This is a genomic window from Streptomyces sp. NPDC001507, from assembly GCF_042894765.1.
Classification (GTDB): Bacteria; Actinomycetota; Actinomycetes; order Streptomycetales; family Streptomycetaceae; genus Streptomyces.
Genome location: NZ_JBIAVV010000003.1, coordinates 586,362 through 602,424 on the forward strand (window position 1 = coordinate 586,362; position 16,063 = coordinate 602,424).

Below are 16,063 nucleotides of genomic sequence, written 5' to 3' on the forward strand. Positions count from 1 at the left end.
GCCCCCCCCCCCGCGCCCCGCGGGGGGGGGGGGGGGGGTCCGCGGGCCGGCCCCAACCCCCCCCCCCCCCCCCCCCCCCCCCCCGGGGGCCCCGCCCCCCCGCCCCCCCCGCTTCTGCGTGTGCCGGTGTGCGTCAGCCGCGGCTACTTGGCGACGCGCACCTCACCCCGTACGTCGGCAGCGATCTTCGCCGAATCGTCGAGGCTGTACGTCTTCACCGCCGCCGTCGGCTCCACCATGCCGATGGTGCTGTAGTCCGCCCAGATGCACAGGTAGGCCGTCTGGGCCTTGCCGGTGAGCTGGTTCTTGCCCTTGGCCTGCTGGCACTTCATCACCGCGCCGTCCAGCCCGTCGGGGGAGACGGTCCGGGCGTCCCCGACCAGCTGCACGCTGTCGTCCGAGGTGCCGTCCTTCTTCATGTTGGCGAAGGTGGCGTCCAGCGCGGCCTGCGGGTCCTTCACCGAGCCGTACACCCCGAAGAGGGTGACGTTCTCGGCGGTCTCCGCCTTCGCCACGTCCGCCGGGTTGCTGGTGTCCAGGGACTCCAGGTCGATGGTCGAGTAGATCGCGGTGACCGAGGTGGCGTCCGTGACACCGGACTTGGCGAGGTCCGCGGCGTCGCTCGAACTCGCCTTCTGCTCGCTGGAGTCGCCCACCCGCTTGTACTTGGCGGACAGGATCGAGGCCGGCGCGGAGAGCTTGTGCGGCCCGTCGTCCTTGAGCCCGCCGCCGCCCCCGGCGAGCACGAAGTACGCGCCGACCGCGACCGCGGCCACCACCGCCACCGCGCCGATGACCAGCCCCGTCTTCTTCTTGCCGCCCCCGGGAGCCGGCGGCTGCGGAACGCCGTAGGGCTGCTGGCCGTACGGGGGCTGCTGGCCGTACGGGTTCGGCTGCGGGGGAACGCCCTGCTGCGGATAGCCGTAGCCCGGCTGCGGCGGCTGCTGCCCGTAGGGACCCGGCTGCGGCGGGGCCGCCGGCGGAGCCTGCTGCGGGTAGCCGTAGCCGGGCTGGGGCGCCTGCGGCGGCCCGCCGTACGGACCCGGCTGCTGCCCGTACGGTCCCGGCTGCTGCTGGGGCGGCGGCCCGCCGTACGGGCCCGGCTGGTTGTAGCTCATCTCTGGGTTCCCCTCCAGATGCTTATGTGTTCCTGACATCCTGGCGCAGTCACAGGGGACTCACGGCGCGGGGGCGACCACCGTTACGGAACAAACGCGTTTCGGGACAGCCCTGAGACACCTCTAAACTGGGCCCCGTGACCGAGAATGCTCAGCAGCAGCCCACAGCGCCCAGCACCGAACTGCCGACCCAGTACGCGCCGGCCGACGTAGAGGGGCCGCTGTACGAGCGCTGGGTAGAGCGCGGTTACTTCGCGGCCGACGCCAAGAGCGACAGGCCCGCGTACACCATCGTCATCCCCCCGCCGAACGTCACCGGTTCGCTGCACCTGGGCCACGCGTTCCAGCACACGCTGATGGACGCGCTGACCCGCCGCAAGCGCATGCAGGGCTTCGAGTCGCTGTGGCTGCCCGGCATGGACCACGCCGGCATCGCCACCCAGAACAAGGTCGAGCAGCAGCTCGCCGAGGAGGGCAAGTCCCGCCACGACCTGGGCCGCGAGGAGTTCGTCGAGCGGGTCTGGCAGTGGAAGGAAGAGTACGGCGGCAAGATCCTCGGCCAGATGCGCCGCCTCGGCGACGGCGTCGACTGGGACCGCGAGCGCTTCACCATGGACGAGGGCCTGTCCAAGGCCGTCCAGACCATCTTCAAGAAGCTCTACGACGACGAGCTGATCTACCGCGCCGAGCGCATCATCAACTGGTGCCCGCGCTGCCTGACGGCCATCTCGGACATCGAGGTCGAGTACCAGGAGGACGACGGCGAGCTGGTCTCCATCAAGTACGGCGAGGGCGACGAGACGCTGGTCGTCGCCACCACCCGTGCGGAGACGATGCTCGGCGACACCGCCGTCGCCGTCCACCCCGACGACGAGCGCTACAGGCACCTGGTCGGCAAGCGGATCAAGCTGCCGCTGACGGACCGTACGATCCCCGTCGTCGCCGACACGCACGTCGACCCCGAGTTCGGCACGGGCGCCGTCAAGGTCACCCCGGCCCACGACCCGAACGACTTCGCGATCGGCCAGCGGCACGGCCTGGAGTCCATCACCGTGATGGACGAGCGTGCCGTCATCACCGTCCACGGCCCGTTCGAGGGCCTGGACCGCTTCGAGGCGCGGTCCGCGATCGTCGCGGCGCTGCGCTCGCAGGGCCGGATCGTCGCCGAGAAGCGGCCCTACGTCCACAGCGTCGGGCACTGCTCGCGCTGCAAGACCACCATCGAGCCGCGCCTGTCCATGCAGTGGTGGGTCAAGGTCGGCCCGCTCGCGAAGGCCGCCGGTGACGCGGTCCGCGACGGCCGGGTGAAGATCCACCCCGAGGACATGTCGAAGCGGTACTTCGACTGGGTCGACAACATGCACGACTGGTGCATCTCGCGCCAGCTGTGGTGGGGCCACCGCATCCCGGTCTGGTACGGCCCCGAGGGCCAGGTCGTCTGCGTCGGCCCCGACGAGCAGCCGCCCGGCACCGAGGCTGAGGGCTGGAAGCAGGACACCGACGTCCTCGACACCTGGTTCTCCTCCGGCCTGTGGCCGTTCTCCACCCTCGGCTGGCCCGAACAGACCGCGGACCTGCGCAAGTTCTACCCGACCGACGTCCTGCTCACCGGCCACGACATCATCTTCTTCTGGGTCGCCCGGATGATGATGTTCGGTCTCTACGCCATGGACGGCGAGGTCCCCTTCCGCACCATCGCGCTGACCGGCCTGGTCCGTGACGAGCGCGGCAAGAAGATGTCGAAGTCCTTCGGCAACGTCGTCGACCCGCTGGACTGGATGGACAAGTACGGCTCCGACGCCGTCCGCTTCACCCTGGCCCGCGGCGCCAACCCCGGCACCGACGTCCCGATCGGCGAGGACTGGGTCCAGGCCTCCCGCAACTTCGCCAACAAGATCTGGAACGCGACCCGCTTCGCCCTGATGAACGGCGCCACCGTCGAGGGCCCGCTCCCGGACCCGGCCGAGATGTCGGCGACGGACCGCTGGATCCTCTCCCGCCTGGGCGAGACGGTCGCCGAAGTCGACGCGTTCTACGACGACTTCCAGTTCGCCAAGCTGTCCGACTCCCTCTTCCACTTCGCGTGGGATGAGGTCTTCGACTGGTACGTCGAGCTGTCCAAGACGACGTTCCAGGCGGGCGGCCGGGGCGCCGAGGTCTCCCGGCGGGTCCTGGGCGAGGTCCTGGACGTCACCCTGAAGCTGCTGCACCCGGTCGTCCCGTTCGTCACGGACACCCTGTGGACGACGCTGACCGGCGGCGAGTCGGTCGTGATCGCCGACTGGCCGGCCGACAGCGGCTTCCGGGACGAGGCGGCGGAGCGGGAGATCGAGAGCCTCCAGTCCGTCATCACCGAGGTCCGCCGCTTCCGTGCCGATCAGGGCCTGCAGCCCGGCCAGCGGGTCCCGGCCCGCCTGACCCTCGACGGCACGGCCCTCGCCCCGCACGAGGCGGCCATCCGCCAGCTGCTGCGCCTCCAGCCCGAGGGCGACGCCTTCGCGGCGACGGCGACCCTCCCGGTGGCCGGCGCCACGGTCGCCCTCGACCTGTCCGGCACCATCGACGTCGCCGCCGAGCGCAAGCGCCTCGCGAAGGACCTCGCGGCCGCGGAGAAGGAGAAGGCGCAGGCGACGGGCAAGCTCGGCAACGAGGCGTTCCTGGGGAAGGCCCCGGACAACGTGGTGGAGAAGATCCGCACCCGGCTCGCCAAGGCCGAGGAGGACATCGCCCGCATCCAGGCCCAGCTGGACCGCCTGCCGCCGGCGTAACCGGAGCGTCCTCCGCAGGCGTCCGGCGGCCCCGTCCCACGGGGCCGCCGGACGCCTGCGGGCATTTCCGGGCCCGCTCCGGGCCCGCTCCGACGTCGTCCGGGTCACAAAGCGCTCACCAGCCACCGCCCTACAATCCAGAAGTAGGAACATGACCCTAATGTTCCTTTTTGGTGCTATGCGGTGGAGGGAACGCCCACATGCAGCACAGGGGCCGAACGAGGACACCTCCGCACCGGGGACTGGTCCCCCTGGCGGCCGGCGCGGGCGGCCTGCTCGCCGTGCTCATCGGCCTCGTCTTCCTGATGCTGGTCCTGGCGATCGGGGACGCCCAGCACTCCCTGCTCTCCGCACGCAGCGGGCGGCCCGCCCTGACCCAGGTCGGCGTGGTCCAGGGCACCCTCTTCGACATGGAGGGCGGTCAGCGCAGCTACGTCATCACCCACCAGGACGCGTTCCTGGAGCCCTGGCAGGCCGCCCGGGCCGCCTACCCCGCGCAGGCGCAGCGGCTCGTGGACGTCAGCACGTCCCCCGTCCAGCGGCAGCTCGCCCGGCAGATCCAGCGGTCCGGCCAGTCCTTCGTCGACGACTACTCGGTCCCGCTCGTGGCCGAGGCCCGGCGCGGCGACCCCGACGCGAGCAGCACGGCGCGGACCCTGGAGGGCAAGCAGCGGCTCGACGCACTCCGGGCCCAGTTCTCCCGCTACCTCCAGACCGAGCGCGCCGCGATCAACCAGCGCGAGAACGCGCTGGAGGCCCGGATGCGCATGCTCACGATCTCCGCGTCGGTGGGCGTCGGCGCGGCGGTCCTCCTGATCATCGCCTACGGCGCCTACGTGACCCGGGTGATCGTCTGGCCGGTGCGCAGGATGGCCGGCTTCGCGACCCGGCTCGCCGCCGGTGACCTGGCCGCGCGGGTGCCGCCGTCCGGGCGCCGGGAGATCGGGCAGCTGGAGGCCGCGTTCAACACGATGGCGGGCTCGCTGGAGAAGAGCCACCGGCGGCTGCGGCTGCTCTACGACGCCGGCACCGCCGTCGGCAACACCCTGGACGTGGGGCGGACCGCCGACGAGCTGGTGCGGGTGGCCGTCCCGCGCTTCGCCGACTTCGTCACCGTCGACCTGGAGGAGTCCGTGCTGCACGGCGGCGAGCCGACGGCCGCCGAGACCGTCCTGCGGCGCGTCGCCCGGGGCGGCGTCCGCGACGACTCCCCGCTGGACCCCACCGGCGCCCTGATCGCCGTGGACCCGCCGCCCGACGGCACCCGCCACACCGACGCGGCCGCGGCCCTCATCGCCGACCTGCGGGTCACCCGCAGAGCGAGGTTTCCCGACGCGCGGCACACCGAACAGCTCCTCGACTACGGCATGCGCTCGCTGATCACCGCACCGGTGTCGGCACAGGGCGTCCTGATGGGGGTGATCGTCTTCTGGCGCACCCGGGACTCACCGCCGTTCGAGAAGGACGACCTGTCCGACGCCGAGGAACTCGCCGCGAAGGCCGCGACCGCCATCGACAACGCGCGCCGCTACACCCGGGAGCGCGAGACCGCGCTGGCACTCCAGCGCAGCCTGCTCCCGCACGGCCTGCCCGACTGCCCCAGCGTCGACTTCGCCTACCGCTACCTGCCCACCGGCACCCGGGCCGGCGTCGGCGGCGACTGGCTCGACGTGATCCCGCTGTCGGGCACCCGGGTGGCCCTGGTCGTCGGTGACGTCGTCGGACACGGCATCCAGGCCTCCGCCACCATGGGCCGGCTGCGCACGGCGGTCCGCACCCTCGCCGACGTCGACCTGCCCCCCGACGAACTCCTCACCCATCTGGACGACCTGGTCCTGCACCTCGACGACGGCGCCGGGGAACAGGCCGGCGAGGTGGGTTCGACCTGCCTGTACGCCGTCTACGACCCGGTCTCGCGGCACTGCTCCCTGGCCAGCGCGGGCCATCCGCTGCCCTTCGTGATCACCCCCCAGGGGTCGGTGGAGCAGGCTCCCGGCCAGGCCGGCCCGCCGCTCGGGCTCGGCGGGCTGCCCTTCGAGACCACCGACCTGGACCTCGCCGAGGGCTCCGTCCTCGCCCTGTTCAGCAACGGCCTGGTGCACTCACGCAGCCTCGACATGGGCCACGGCCTCGACCGGCTGCGCCGCGCGCTCACCACCGCCGGGGACGGGGAGCCGCTGGAGGCGGCCTGCGACCGGGTGGTGGCCGCGCTGCGCACCGGCGAACCCGCCGACGACGTCACCCTGCTGCTCGCCCGCACCCGCGCGCTGCCCTGCGACCAGGTGGCCGCCTGGGAGGTCCCCGCGGACCCCGAGCAGGTGGCGGGGGCCCGGACCCTGGCCACCGGCCAGCTCGCCGCCTGGAAGCTGGACGAGCTGTCCTTCACCACCGAACTGGTGGTCTCCGAACTCGTCACGAACGCCGTCCGCTACGGCGGCGACCCGATCCAGCTGCGGCTCATCCGCGACACCAGGATGCTGATCTGCGAGGTCTCCGACGGCAGCAGCACCGCCCCGCACCTGCGGCGGGCCCGGGTCTTCGACGAGGGCGGCCGCGGCCTGCTGCTGGTGGCCCGGCTCACCCAGCGGTGGGGGACCAGGCAGACCTCCGCCGGCAAGACGATCTGGTGCGAGCAGGAGCTCCCGCTGCCCGACGCGTCCACGCACGCGCCGGGCTCCGTAGACTGGTGCCGTGAGTGATCTGCCCCCGCGCGACCCCCATGAGAGCTTCGACGACGACTTCGAGGACGGCTCCGAGGACGGCTTCGACGAGATCGTCGCGGCCGAGACGGAACGCGACCCCGATCTCGCGACGATCGAGGCCGGCAGCCGGACCCTGCGCACCCGGGGCGGCCCGCAGCAGCCCGACGTCCCGGGCCGCCCCGAGGACCCCGAGGTCGACCGGGCCCTGCGCGAGGTGGAGGCGGAGCTCGCCACCCGCTGGGGCGAGACCAAGCTGGAGCCGTCGGTCGCCAGGATCGCCGCCCTCGTGGACGTGCTGGGCGAGCCGCAGCGGTCGTACCCCTCGATCCACATCACCGGCACCAACGGCAAGACCTCCACCGCCCGCATGATCGAGGCCCTGCTCGGCGCCTTCGAACTCCGTACCGGCCGCTACACCAGCCCGCACGTGCAGTCGATCACCGAGCGCATCAGCCTCGACGGCGCCCCGATCTCCGCCGAGCGGTTCATCGAGACGTACAACGACATCAAGCCCTACGTCGAGATGGTCGACGCGCAGCAGGAGTACCGGCTCTCCTTCTTCGAGGTGCTCACCGGCATGGCGTACGCGGCCTTCGCGGACGCTCCCGTGGACGTCGCCGTCGTCGAGGTCGGCATGGGCGGCTCCTGGGACGCCACGAACGTCATCGACGGGGACGTCGCCGTCGTCACCCCCATCGACCTCGACCACACCGACCGGCTCGGGGAGACCACCGCGGAGATCGCCGGCGAGAAGGCCGGCATCATCAAGCAGGACGCCACCGTGATCCTGGCCCAGCAGCCGGTCGACGCGGCGCAGGTGCTCCTCAAGAAGGCCGTCGAGGTGGACGCCACCGTCGCCCGCGAGGGCCTGGAGTTCGGTGTCGTCGCCCGCCGGGTCGCCGTCGGCGGCCAGCTGCTCACCCTGCGCGGCCTCGGCGGCGAGTACGACGAGGTCTACCTCCCCCTGCACGGCCCCTACCAGGCCCACAACGCGGCCGTCGCCCTGGCGGCGGTGGAGGCGTTCTTCGGCGTCGGCGCCCAGCGCCCCGAGTCCCTGGACATCGACACCGTCCGCAAGGCTTTCGCGGCCGTCTCGTCCCCTGGCCGCCTCGAAGTCGTACGACGCTCGCCCACCGTCGTCCTCGACGCCGCCCACAACCCGGCCGGCGCCCGCGCCACCGCCGAGGCCGTCGGCGAGGCCTTCGACTTCAGCCGGCTGATCGGCGTGGTCGGGGCCAGCGGCGACAAGAACGTCCGCGGCCTCCTGGAGGCCTTCGAGCCGATCTTCGCCGAGGTCGTCGTCACCCAGAACTCCAGCCACCGCGCGATGGACGCGGACGACCTGGCCGCGGTCGCCGTCGAGGTGTTCGGCGAGGACCGCGTCCAGGTCGAGCCGCGGCTGCCCGACGCCCTGGAGGCCGCGATCACGCTGGCCGAGGAGGAGGGCGAGTTCGCGGGCGGCGGCGTCCTCGTCACCGGCTCCGTCATCACCGTCGGCGAGGCCCGACTGCTCCTCGGGAGGGCCTGACCATGCGCACGCTCTGCTCGTCCACCCTGATCGGCGAGTTCTTCGTCATCGGCTTCGCCGCCCTGGTCGCCATGAAGGACCCCGGCCTCTCCACCTCCACGGTGTGGCTGGTCAGCGGCATCGCCATGGTCCTCTGCCTGGCCCTGTGCGGCGTGCTCACCCGCCCCGGCGGCGTCGCCCTCGGCTGGGCCCTGCAGATCGCCCTGATCGCGTCCGGGATCTACGTCCCGACCATGTACTTCATGGGCGCGATCTTCGCGGGCCTGTGGTGGGCGTCCGTCCACTACGGCAGAAAGATCGACGAGGCCAAGGCCCGCTTCGCGGCGCAGAGCACCCAGGACAGCCCGTCGGGTGCCTGAGGACGAAGCCCGGCCGACACCACATCTCGGCCGGGCGGCACCACATCCCAGCCCGTCCGGCGTTCGAGGACGAGGCCGTTCAGGCCGAAGCGGGGGTCCGGGGCGGCCGCCCCCGAGGACGGCCGCCTCACCGACCCGCACACTGTGTAACGGTCGCTCAGACCAGCCCTGTAGCCTCTCCTCACCGCACCCGGCCCGTACCGAAGGAGCCCACCCGTGACCCAGCGCACCCTCGTCCTGCTCAAGCCCGACGCCGTTCGTCGAGGCCTGACCGGCGAGATCATCAGCCGTATCGAGCGCAAGGCCGGCTGGCAGATCACCGCGCTGGAGCTGCGCACCCTGGAGCGCGCCACGCTGGAGCAGCACTACGCCGAGCACGTCGGCAAGCCCTTCTACGAGCCGCTGGTCGAGTTCATGTCCTCCGGCCCGTCCGTCGCCCTGATCGTCGAGGGCGAGCGGGTCATCGAGGGCATCCGCGCCCTGGCCGGCCCCACCGACCCGATCGCCGCCGCACCCGGCTCCATCCGCGGTGACTTCGGTGTGATCGTCCGCGAGAACCTGATCCACGCGTCCGACTCCGAGGAGTCCGCCGAGCGCGAGGTCAAGATCTTCTTCCCCGGCCGCGCGTAGCCGCATCAGCCGTCAGGCCCCGCAAAGGGCCCGTACGGATATTTCGTGGAAGTTCTTGACGAGGCGTCAGTCCATTGAGCTGCACGACCTGGGACGGACCTGGGGGCGGCCGAGCGTTTTCGGCCGTCCCTCGGCATATGCGTGCCGATCGGGGGAACGAGTGGCCCCGTCGGACCGTCTCCACAAGCGAGGCGGCCGTACACGTGCTGACAATGGCGAAGACCCTCGCGCAGTGTTCGTGCAGGCGCGTCTACGATGGAAGCCTTCACGTCACAGCACCCACTTCGCCGACCTGAAATGCCCTCAAAAGCTCCCAGGAAGGCCTGACGAATCCTGATGGGGAACTCAATGTCGTTCATCGGCCGTGACATGGCTGTCGACCTCGGGACCGCCAACACGCTGGTGTACGTCAGGGGTCGCGGGATCGTACTCAACGAGCCGTCCGTTGTCGCGATCAATACGAACACCGGTGGAATTCTCGCGGTCGGCGCGGAGGCGAAGAAGATGATCGGGCGCACGCCCGGCAACATCGTCGCCGTGCGGCCGCTGAAGGACGGCGTGATCGCCGACTTCGAGATCACCGAGCGGATGCTCCGCTACTTCATCCTCAAGATCCACAAGCGCCGGTACCTCGCGCGGCCGCGCGTGGTCGTGTGCGTGCCCTCCGGCATCACGGGTGTCGAGCGCCGTGCCGTCATCGAGGCGTCGTCGCAGGCCGGTGCCCGCCAGGTGCACATCATCGAGGAGCCCATGGCCGCCGCCATCGGCTCCGGCCTGCCGGTCCACGAGGCCACCGGCAACATGGTGGTGGACATCGGCGGCGGCACCACGGAGGTCGCGGTCATCTCGCTCGGCGGCATCGTCACCGCCCAGTCCATCCGCGTCGCGGGCGACGAACTGGACAACGCGATCATCCAGCACATCAAGAAGGAGTACTCGCTCCTCCTCGGTGAGCGGACGGCCGAACAGATCAAGATCACGATCGGTTCGGCGTACGAGCTCGACTCCGACGAACACACCGAGATCCGCGGCCGGGACCTGGTCTCCGGCCTGCCCAAGACCGTCGTCATCTCGGCCGCCGAGGTCCGCAAGGCGATCGAGGAGCCGGTCAACGCGATCGTCGACGCCGTCAAGACCACCCTCGACAAGTGCCCGCCGGAGCTGTCCGGCGACATCATGGACAGGGGAATCGTTCTGACCGGCGGCGGAGCCCTGCTGCGCGGTCTGGACGAGCGGCTGCGCCGCGAGACCGGCATGCCGATCCACATCGCCGAGGACCCGCTGGACAGCGTGGCGCTCGGTTCCGGCAAGTGCGTCGAGGAGTTCGAGGCGCTCCAGCAGGTCCTGGACGCCCAGCCGCGCAGATGACGTAACTCTTCGATTCCGCCGTACGAGATGACCTCCCCTCGTGCGGCGGATCGTTGATATGGAGGCATAGGCTCGCCCAGAGCGAGTTCCCCCCAACAAGCTTCCGCCCCCCCCCACAAGCCTCCGCCCCGCACAAGCCTCCATCCCCCCACATGCCCCACCTGCTTCACAAGCATCCGCAATCAAGCCCCGCAAGTTCCTATTGAGGAAGGCACGGCCGCCGCACGTGAGGGACACGAAAGAGAGCCGGCTGCTCCTGGTGCTACTGATCGCCATCGCGTTCGCGCTGATCACGGTGGACATCCGAGGTGGCAGGAACTCCCCGGTCGACGGCGCCCGGCAGGCCGCGGCCGCGGTCTTCGGCCCGATCGAGAACGGCATGTCGACGGTGGTGGACCCGGTCGGAAACGCCGTCTCCGCCGTCCGTGACTCCGGCGACCGGCACGACCGGCTGGCCCGGCTGGAGAAGCAGAACGCGACCCTCAAGGCGAAGCTGGGCAGTGACGACCGCAACCGCAGCCGCCTCGGCCAGTTGGAGAAGATGCTCAACGTCGCCGCCGAGGGCCAGTACGGCATCAAGGGCGCCCAGGTCATCGCCATAGGGTCGGCGCAGGGCTTCTCCTGGACCGTCACCATCGACGTCGGCTACAACGACGGCATCAAGCGGGACATGACCGTCCTCAACGGCAACGGCCTGGTCGGCCGCGTGACCACGGTCGGCCCCGACGCCTCCACCGTGCTGCTCGCCAACGACCCCGACTTCACCGTCGGCACCCGTATGGAGGGCAGCGACGAACTCGGTTTCGCCTCCGGACAGGGCGACCGCCCGCTGCGCGTCGAACTCCTCGACAGCAAGGCCGAGGTGAAGAAGGGCGACCGGCTCGTCACCTTCGGCTCCCAGGGCGACAAGCCGTTCGTGCCCGGCGTCCCGGTCGGCACGGTCACCCGCGTGGACCCGTCCAACGGCGGCCTGACCCGCACCCTGTACGTCACGCCGTTCGTGTCCTTCACCAAGCTCGACATCGTCGGCGTGGTCGTCCAGGCACCGAAGAAGGACCCGCGCGACGAGGTGCTCCCGGCCAAGCCGAAGCCGACCCCCACCCCGACGGTGACCGTCACGGTCACCCCGTCCGCGGACGCGAGCGCCAACGCGTCCGACACCACCGGCCAGCAGCAGTAGGAGCTGAATCCCCCATGCGTGTCAACCGGATCCTGCTCTCCGCCGCCCTGGTCGTCGTCGCGCTGGTGATCCAGGTGAGCGTCCTCGCCCGCCTGCACCTGCCCGGAGCCGTCCCCGACCTCATGCTGCTCACCGTCCTCGGCCTCGCCATGGTCTACGGCCACGTGGGCGGCGCCCTCGTCGGCTTCGGCGCCGGACTCCTCGCCGACCTCGCCCCGCCCGCCGACCACGCGGCCGGCCGGTACGCCCTGGTGCTGTGCGTCGTCGGCTACTGCGCCGGGCTCATCAAGCCGGAGAACGGCCGCCTGAAGTCCGCGACCGGCCCGATGCTCGTCGTGGTCGCCGCCGCCGTCGGCTCCACCCTGCTGTACGCCGGCGTCGGCGCCCTCGTCGGCGACACCGCCGCCCGGCACGTCGGCATGACCAGCCTGCTGATCACGGCGGCGCTGTACGACCTGCTGCTCGCCCCGTTCGTGGTCCCCGGCGTCATGGCCCTGGCCCGCCGCGCCGACAACGACCCGCTCACCGAGGCCGGCTCCGGCGGCAAGGCCGGTGACATCTCCTCGGGTTGGATCTCCTCCGGCACCGGGATGCGCATCGGCGGCCAGCGCGGCGGCCTCGGCGCCCTGAAGGCCAGGGCCCGCACCCGCAACGTCCGCGTCGGCCGCATCAAGGGGGTCAAGCGCCTGTGAACACGGGTGAGTTCACCCGAACGGGTGCACGGGGGCGGAACGCGGCCTCACAGGTAGATCGTTCATCATTCGTACGCGCACGCGCACTTGTGCCGGGAGAGGGGGAGACAGCCCAGTGACCAACATTCCCGAGACCGGTCGGACCCCACGCGTCCAGATCCGTCTCGTCGTCATCCAGATCCTCGTCCTCTCCCTGCTCGGCACCCTCGGCGGCCGCCTGTGGTACCTGCAGATCCGGGAAGGCTCCGCGTACCAGAAGGAGGCCTCCGGCAACCACGTCCAGCAGGTCGTCGACCCCGCCGTGCGCGGCTCGATCCTGGACGCCCGCGGAGTCCCCCTCGCGGACAACGAGACCCGGCTGGTCGTCTCCGCCTCCCGCACCGACCTGCTCAAGCAGAAGGACGACGGCAAGGCCGTCCTGACCAAGCTCGCCGGTGTCCTCGGGATGAAGCCCGAGGACGTCATGCAGAAGGTCCGTCTCTGCGACGCCAAGACCCCCCAGCCCTGCTGGAACGGCTCGCCGTACCAGCCGATCCCGATCACCGACGAGGCCACCGCCAAGCAGGCCCTGCAGATCCGCGAGCGCTCCGAGGACTTCCCCGGCATCACCGCCGAGCCCGAGGCCGTCCGCCGCTACGCGAGCCCCGGCAAGTCCAACACCGCCCAGGTCCTCGGCTACCTCTCCCCGGTCACCGACGACGAGATCCAGCAGGCCAAGGACACCTCCTCCCCGTACCTGCGCTCCGACCAGGTCGGCAGGTCCGGCCTGGAGCGCGAGTACGACAAGGAGCTGCGCGGCAAGGCCGGCGTCACCCGCTACGAGGTCGACAACCTCGGCCGCGTCATCGGCAAGGCCAAGTCCGATGCCGCCCAGCCCGGTTCCAACCTGGTCACCAGCATCGACTCCCGCGTCCAGCGGGTCGCCGAGTACGAGCTGGACACGGCGATGAAGGCCGCCCGCCAGCAGTACGACAGCATCACCCACGAGAACTACAAGGCCGACTCCGGCGCCGTCATCGTGATGGAGGCCAAGACCGGCCGGATCGTCGCCATGGCCTCCGCCCCGACCTACGACCCGAACGTGTGGGTCGGCGGCATCTCCGCCAAGGACTACAAGGCCCTCACCGGCAAGGACTCCGACTACCCGCTGCTGAACAGGGCCATACAGGGTCAGGCGGCCCCCGGTTCGACGTTCAAGGTGGTCTCCACCGCAGCCGCGGTCAACGCCGGCTACGCCTGGGACGGCGGCTACCCCTGCACCAGCTCCTACTCGGTCGGCGGCCAGGTCTTCAAGAACTTCGAGGGCGAGAACTTCGGCGACATCTCGCTGGGCCGTGCCCTGGAGGTCTCCTGCGACACCGTCTTCTACGGCCTCGCCGACCGCGAGTGGAAGAAGGACGGCGGCATCAACCCCAAGCCGGGCGAGCCGAAGGACTACTTCTTCAAGACCGCCCACCAGTTCGGCCTCGGCAAGGAGACCGGCATCGACCTGCCCAACGAGGTCACCGGCCGCGTCCCCGACCGCCAGTGGAAGATCGACTACTGGAAGGCCAACAAGGACGCCTGGTGCAAGTCCGGGAAGAAGGACGGCACCTACGTCGAGAAGATCGAGTACGAGAACTGCCTCGAAGGCAACAAGATGCGCGAGGGCGACGAGATCAACTACTCCATCGGCCAGGGCGACACCCTCGTCACGCCGATACAGGAGGCGATGATCTACGGCGCCGTGGCCAACGGCGGCACCGAGTACCAGCCGACCATCGGCAAGGCGATCGTCAGCGCCGACGGGAAGACCGTCCAGGAGATCAAGCCCAAGGTGGTCCGCAGGCTGCCGGTCACCCAGGCCACCCTCAAGGGCATGGACGAGGCCTTCGCGGGCGTCATCACCCGCGGTACCGCCGCCTGGAAGTTCGGCGGCTGGCCGCAGGACAAGATCGCCCTGCACGGCAAGACCGGTACCGCCGAGGTCTACGGCAAGCAGACCACGTCCTGGCTCGCCACCTACAGCAAGGACTACACGGTCATCATGACCATCTCCCAGGCCGGTACCGGTTCCGGTGCCTCCGGTGAGGCGGTCCGCAACATCTACAGCGCGCTGTACGGCGTGGCGGCCGACGGCTCCATCGACAAGAACAAGGCGCTGCTCTACACCCCGCAGAAGGGCCTGCCGAAGGTCCGCACGGACGGCACGATCGACTCCCCGAAGGTCTCCAAGGACCCGGCGAAGGACTTCCAGGTCTTCTCCAAGCAGGGCGACAAGAGCACCGGCGACGGGCAGACCCCGGCCGCCACCACGGCCTCACCGTCCACGGGCAACCGCAACACCCGCAGACGAGCCCGCAAGCGGGGAAGCCGGAGGATGCTCACATGACCGGTGTCAACAGCTTCTCCGTCTCCGGGTACGGCCCGGCGCGGGCCGGCTGGACCCGGATCTTCGCCCGGGACTCGCTGACCCGCCGCCTGGACTGGCCGATGCTGCTGGCCGCGGTCGCCCTGTCCCTGCTCGGCTCGGTGCTGGTCTACTCGGCCACCCGCAACCGCACCGAGATCAACCAGGGCGACCAGTACTACTTCCTGGTCCGGCACCTGATGAACACCGGCATCGGGCTCGCCCTGATGATCGGCACCATCTGGGTCGGCCACCGCCAGCTCCGCAACGCCGTGCCGATCCTCTACGGCCTCTCCCTGGTGGGCATCCTCGCGGTGCTCACCCCGCTGGGCGCCACCATCAACGGCAGCCGGAACTGGATCGTCTTCGGCGGCGGCTTCTCGCTGCAGCCCGCCGAGTTCGTGAAGATCACGATCATCCTGGGCATGGCGATGATACTGGCGGCGCGGGTCGACGCCGGTGACAAGAAATACCCCGACCACCGCACCGTCCTGCAGTCCCTGGGCCTGGCCGCGGTCCCGATCCTGATCGTGCTGCTCATGCCCGACCTCGGCACGGTCCTGGTCATGGTGACGATCATCCTCGGCGTGCTGCTCGCCTCCGGCGCCTCCAACCGCTGGGTCTTCGGCCTGCTCACCGCCGGTGTGATCGGCTGCATCGCCATCTGGCAGCTGCACATCCTGGACGAATACCAGATCGCCCGCTTCGCCGCCTTCGCCAACCCGAGCCTCGACCCGGCCGGCGTCGGCTACAACACCAACCAGGCCAGGATCGCGATCGGTTCCGGCGGCCTGACCGGCGCGGGCCTGTTCCACGGCTCGCAGACCACCGGCCAGTTCGTCCCCGAGCAGCAGACCGACTTCGTGTTCACGGTCGCGGGGGAGGAGCTGGGCTTCGTCGGCGCGGGCCTGATCATCGTGCTCCTCGGGATCATCCTGTGGCGCGCCTGCCGCATCGCCCGCGAGGCGCCCGAGCTGTACGGCACGATCGTCGCGGCCGGGATCGTGGCGTGGTTCGCGTTCCAGGCGTTCGAGAACATCGGCATGACCCTCGGCATCATGCCGGTCACCGGCCTGCCGCTGCCGTTCGTGTCGTACGGCGGCTCGTCGATGTTCGCGGTGTGGGTGGCGGTGGGACTGCTCCAGTCGATCAGGGCGCAGCGCCCGATGTCGGCATAGCGCCCGCGCCGGCCGACGCCGGCATGGACGTCCGCGCCCGGGGAACCCAGGGAGGTGAACAGGCCCAGCCGGTCTGTTCACCTCCCGTACTTATTCGGTCTTCCTCTGATTCACCCTCTTTGCCTCTGCCTCTGCGGCGGCCCGACCACTA

At 70.5% G+C, this 16,063-nt stretch carries 11 protein-coding genes; 10 read left to right on the forward strand and 1 reads right to left on the reverse strand.

The genetic code is table 11. The features are described from left to right. Positions 1–143: 143 nt before the first annotated feature. Positions 144–1,118, reverse strand: coding sequence for a hypothetical protein (locus tag ACFY0K_RS13010; RefSeq protein WP_390639875.1), 975 nt, complete (start codon positions 1,116–1,118; stop codon positions 144–146). Between the two features lie 137 nt (positions 1,119–1,255). Between ACFY0K_RS13010 and ACFY0K_RS13015 the strand changes: the two genes are divergently transcribed. The 10 genes from ACFY0K_RS13015 (at position 1,256) to rodA (ending at position 15,912) form a co-directional block, all read left to right on the forward strand. Further along, positions 1,256–3,886: a valine--tRNA ligase gene (locus ACFY0K_RS13015; protein ID WP_390639876.1), complete on the forward strand. Its 2,631-nt coding sequence runs from the start codon at positions 1,256–1,258 to the stop codon at positions 3,884–3,886. 200 nt (positions 3,887–4,086) lie between these two features. Next, positions 4,087–6,585 carry a SpoIIE family protein phosphatase gene (locus tag ACFY0K_RS13020; protein WP_390639877.1) on the forward strand — a complete coding sequence of 833 codons (2,499 nt, stop codon included), beginning with the start codon at positions 4,087–4,089 and terminating at the stop codon, positions 6,583–6,585. A 1-nt stretch (position 6,586) separates the two neighbouring features. Further along, complete coding sequence (locus tag ACFY0K_RS13025) at positions 6,587–8,116, forward strand: bifunctional folylpolyglutamate synthase/dihydrofolate synthase (RefSeq protein ID WP_390640006.1); 1,530 nt, start codon at positions 6,587–6,589, stop codon at positions 8,114–8,116. 2 nt (positions 8,117–8,118) lie between these two features. Next, the gene (locus ACFY0K_RS13030) at positions 8,119–8,475 is read left to right on the forward strand and encodes a DUF4233 domain-containing protein (RefSeq protein ID WP_351955031.1); all 357 of its coding nucleotides are present in this window, start codon (positions 8,119–8,121) and stop codon (positions 8,473–8,475) included. Positions 8,476–8,691: 216 nt separating this feature from the next. Beyond that, positions 8,692–9,105: a nucleoside-diphosphate kinase gene (ndk, locus tag ACFY0K_RS13035; protein WP_351493051.1), complete on the forward strand. Its 414-nt coding sequence runs from the start codon at positions 8,692–8,694 to the stop codon at positions 9,103–9,105. 348 nt (positions 9,106–9,453) lie between these two features. Further along, positions 9,454–10,473 carry a rod shape-determining protein gene (locus ACFY0K_RS13040; protein WP_046734341.1) on the forward strand — a complete coding sequence of 340 codons (1,020 nt, stop codon included), beginning with the start codon at positions 9,454–9,456 and terminating at the stop codon, positions 10,471–10,473. A gap of 226 nt (positions 10,474–10,699) precedes the next feature. After that, entirely contained in the window at positions 10,700–11,653 is a 954-nt protein-coding gene (mreC, locus tag ACFY0K_RS13045; protein WP_352361001.1) for a rod shape-determining protein MreC, read from the forward strand. A 14-nt stretch (positions 11,654–11,667) separates the two neighbouring features. After that, positions 11,668–12,345, forward strand: a complete 678-nt coding sequence (gene mreD, locus ACFY0K_RS13050; RefSeq protein ID WP_390639878.1) for a rod shape-determining protein MreD — start codon at positions 11,668–11,670, stop codon at positions 12,343–12,345. Positions 12,346–12,460: 115 nt separating this feature from the next. Then, positions 12,461–14,716, forward strand: a complete 2,256-nt coding sequence (gene mrdA / locus ACFY0K_RS13055; protein WP_390639879.1) for a penicillin-binding protein 2 — start codon at positions 12,461–12,463, stop codon at positions 14,714–14,716. Beyond that, on the forward strand, positions 14,713–15,912 hold the full coding sequence (gene rodA / locus ACFY0K_RS13060; protein WP_351955027.1) for a rod shape-determining protein RodA: 1,200 nt from the start codon (positions 14,713–14,715) through the stop codon (positions 15,910–15,912). Before mrdA ends, rodA begins: the two co-directional genes overlap by 4 nt. The last annotated feature ends 151 nt before the right edge of the window (positions 15,913–16,063 follow it).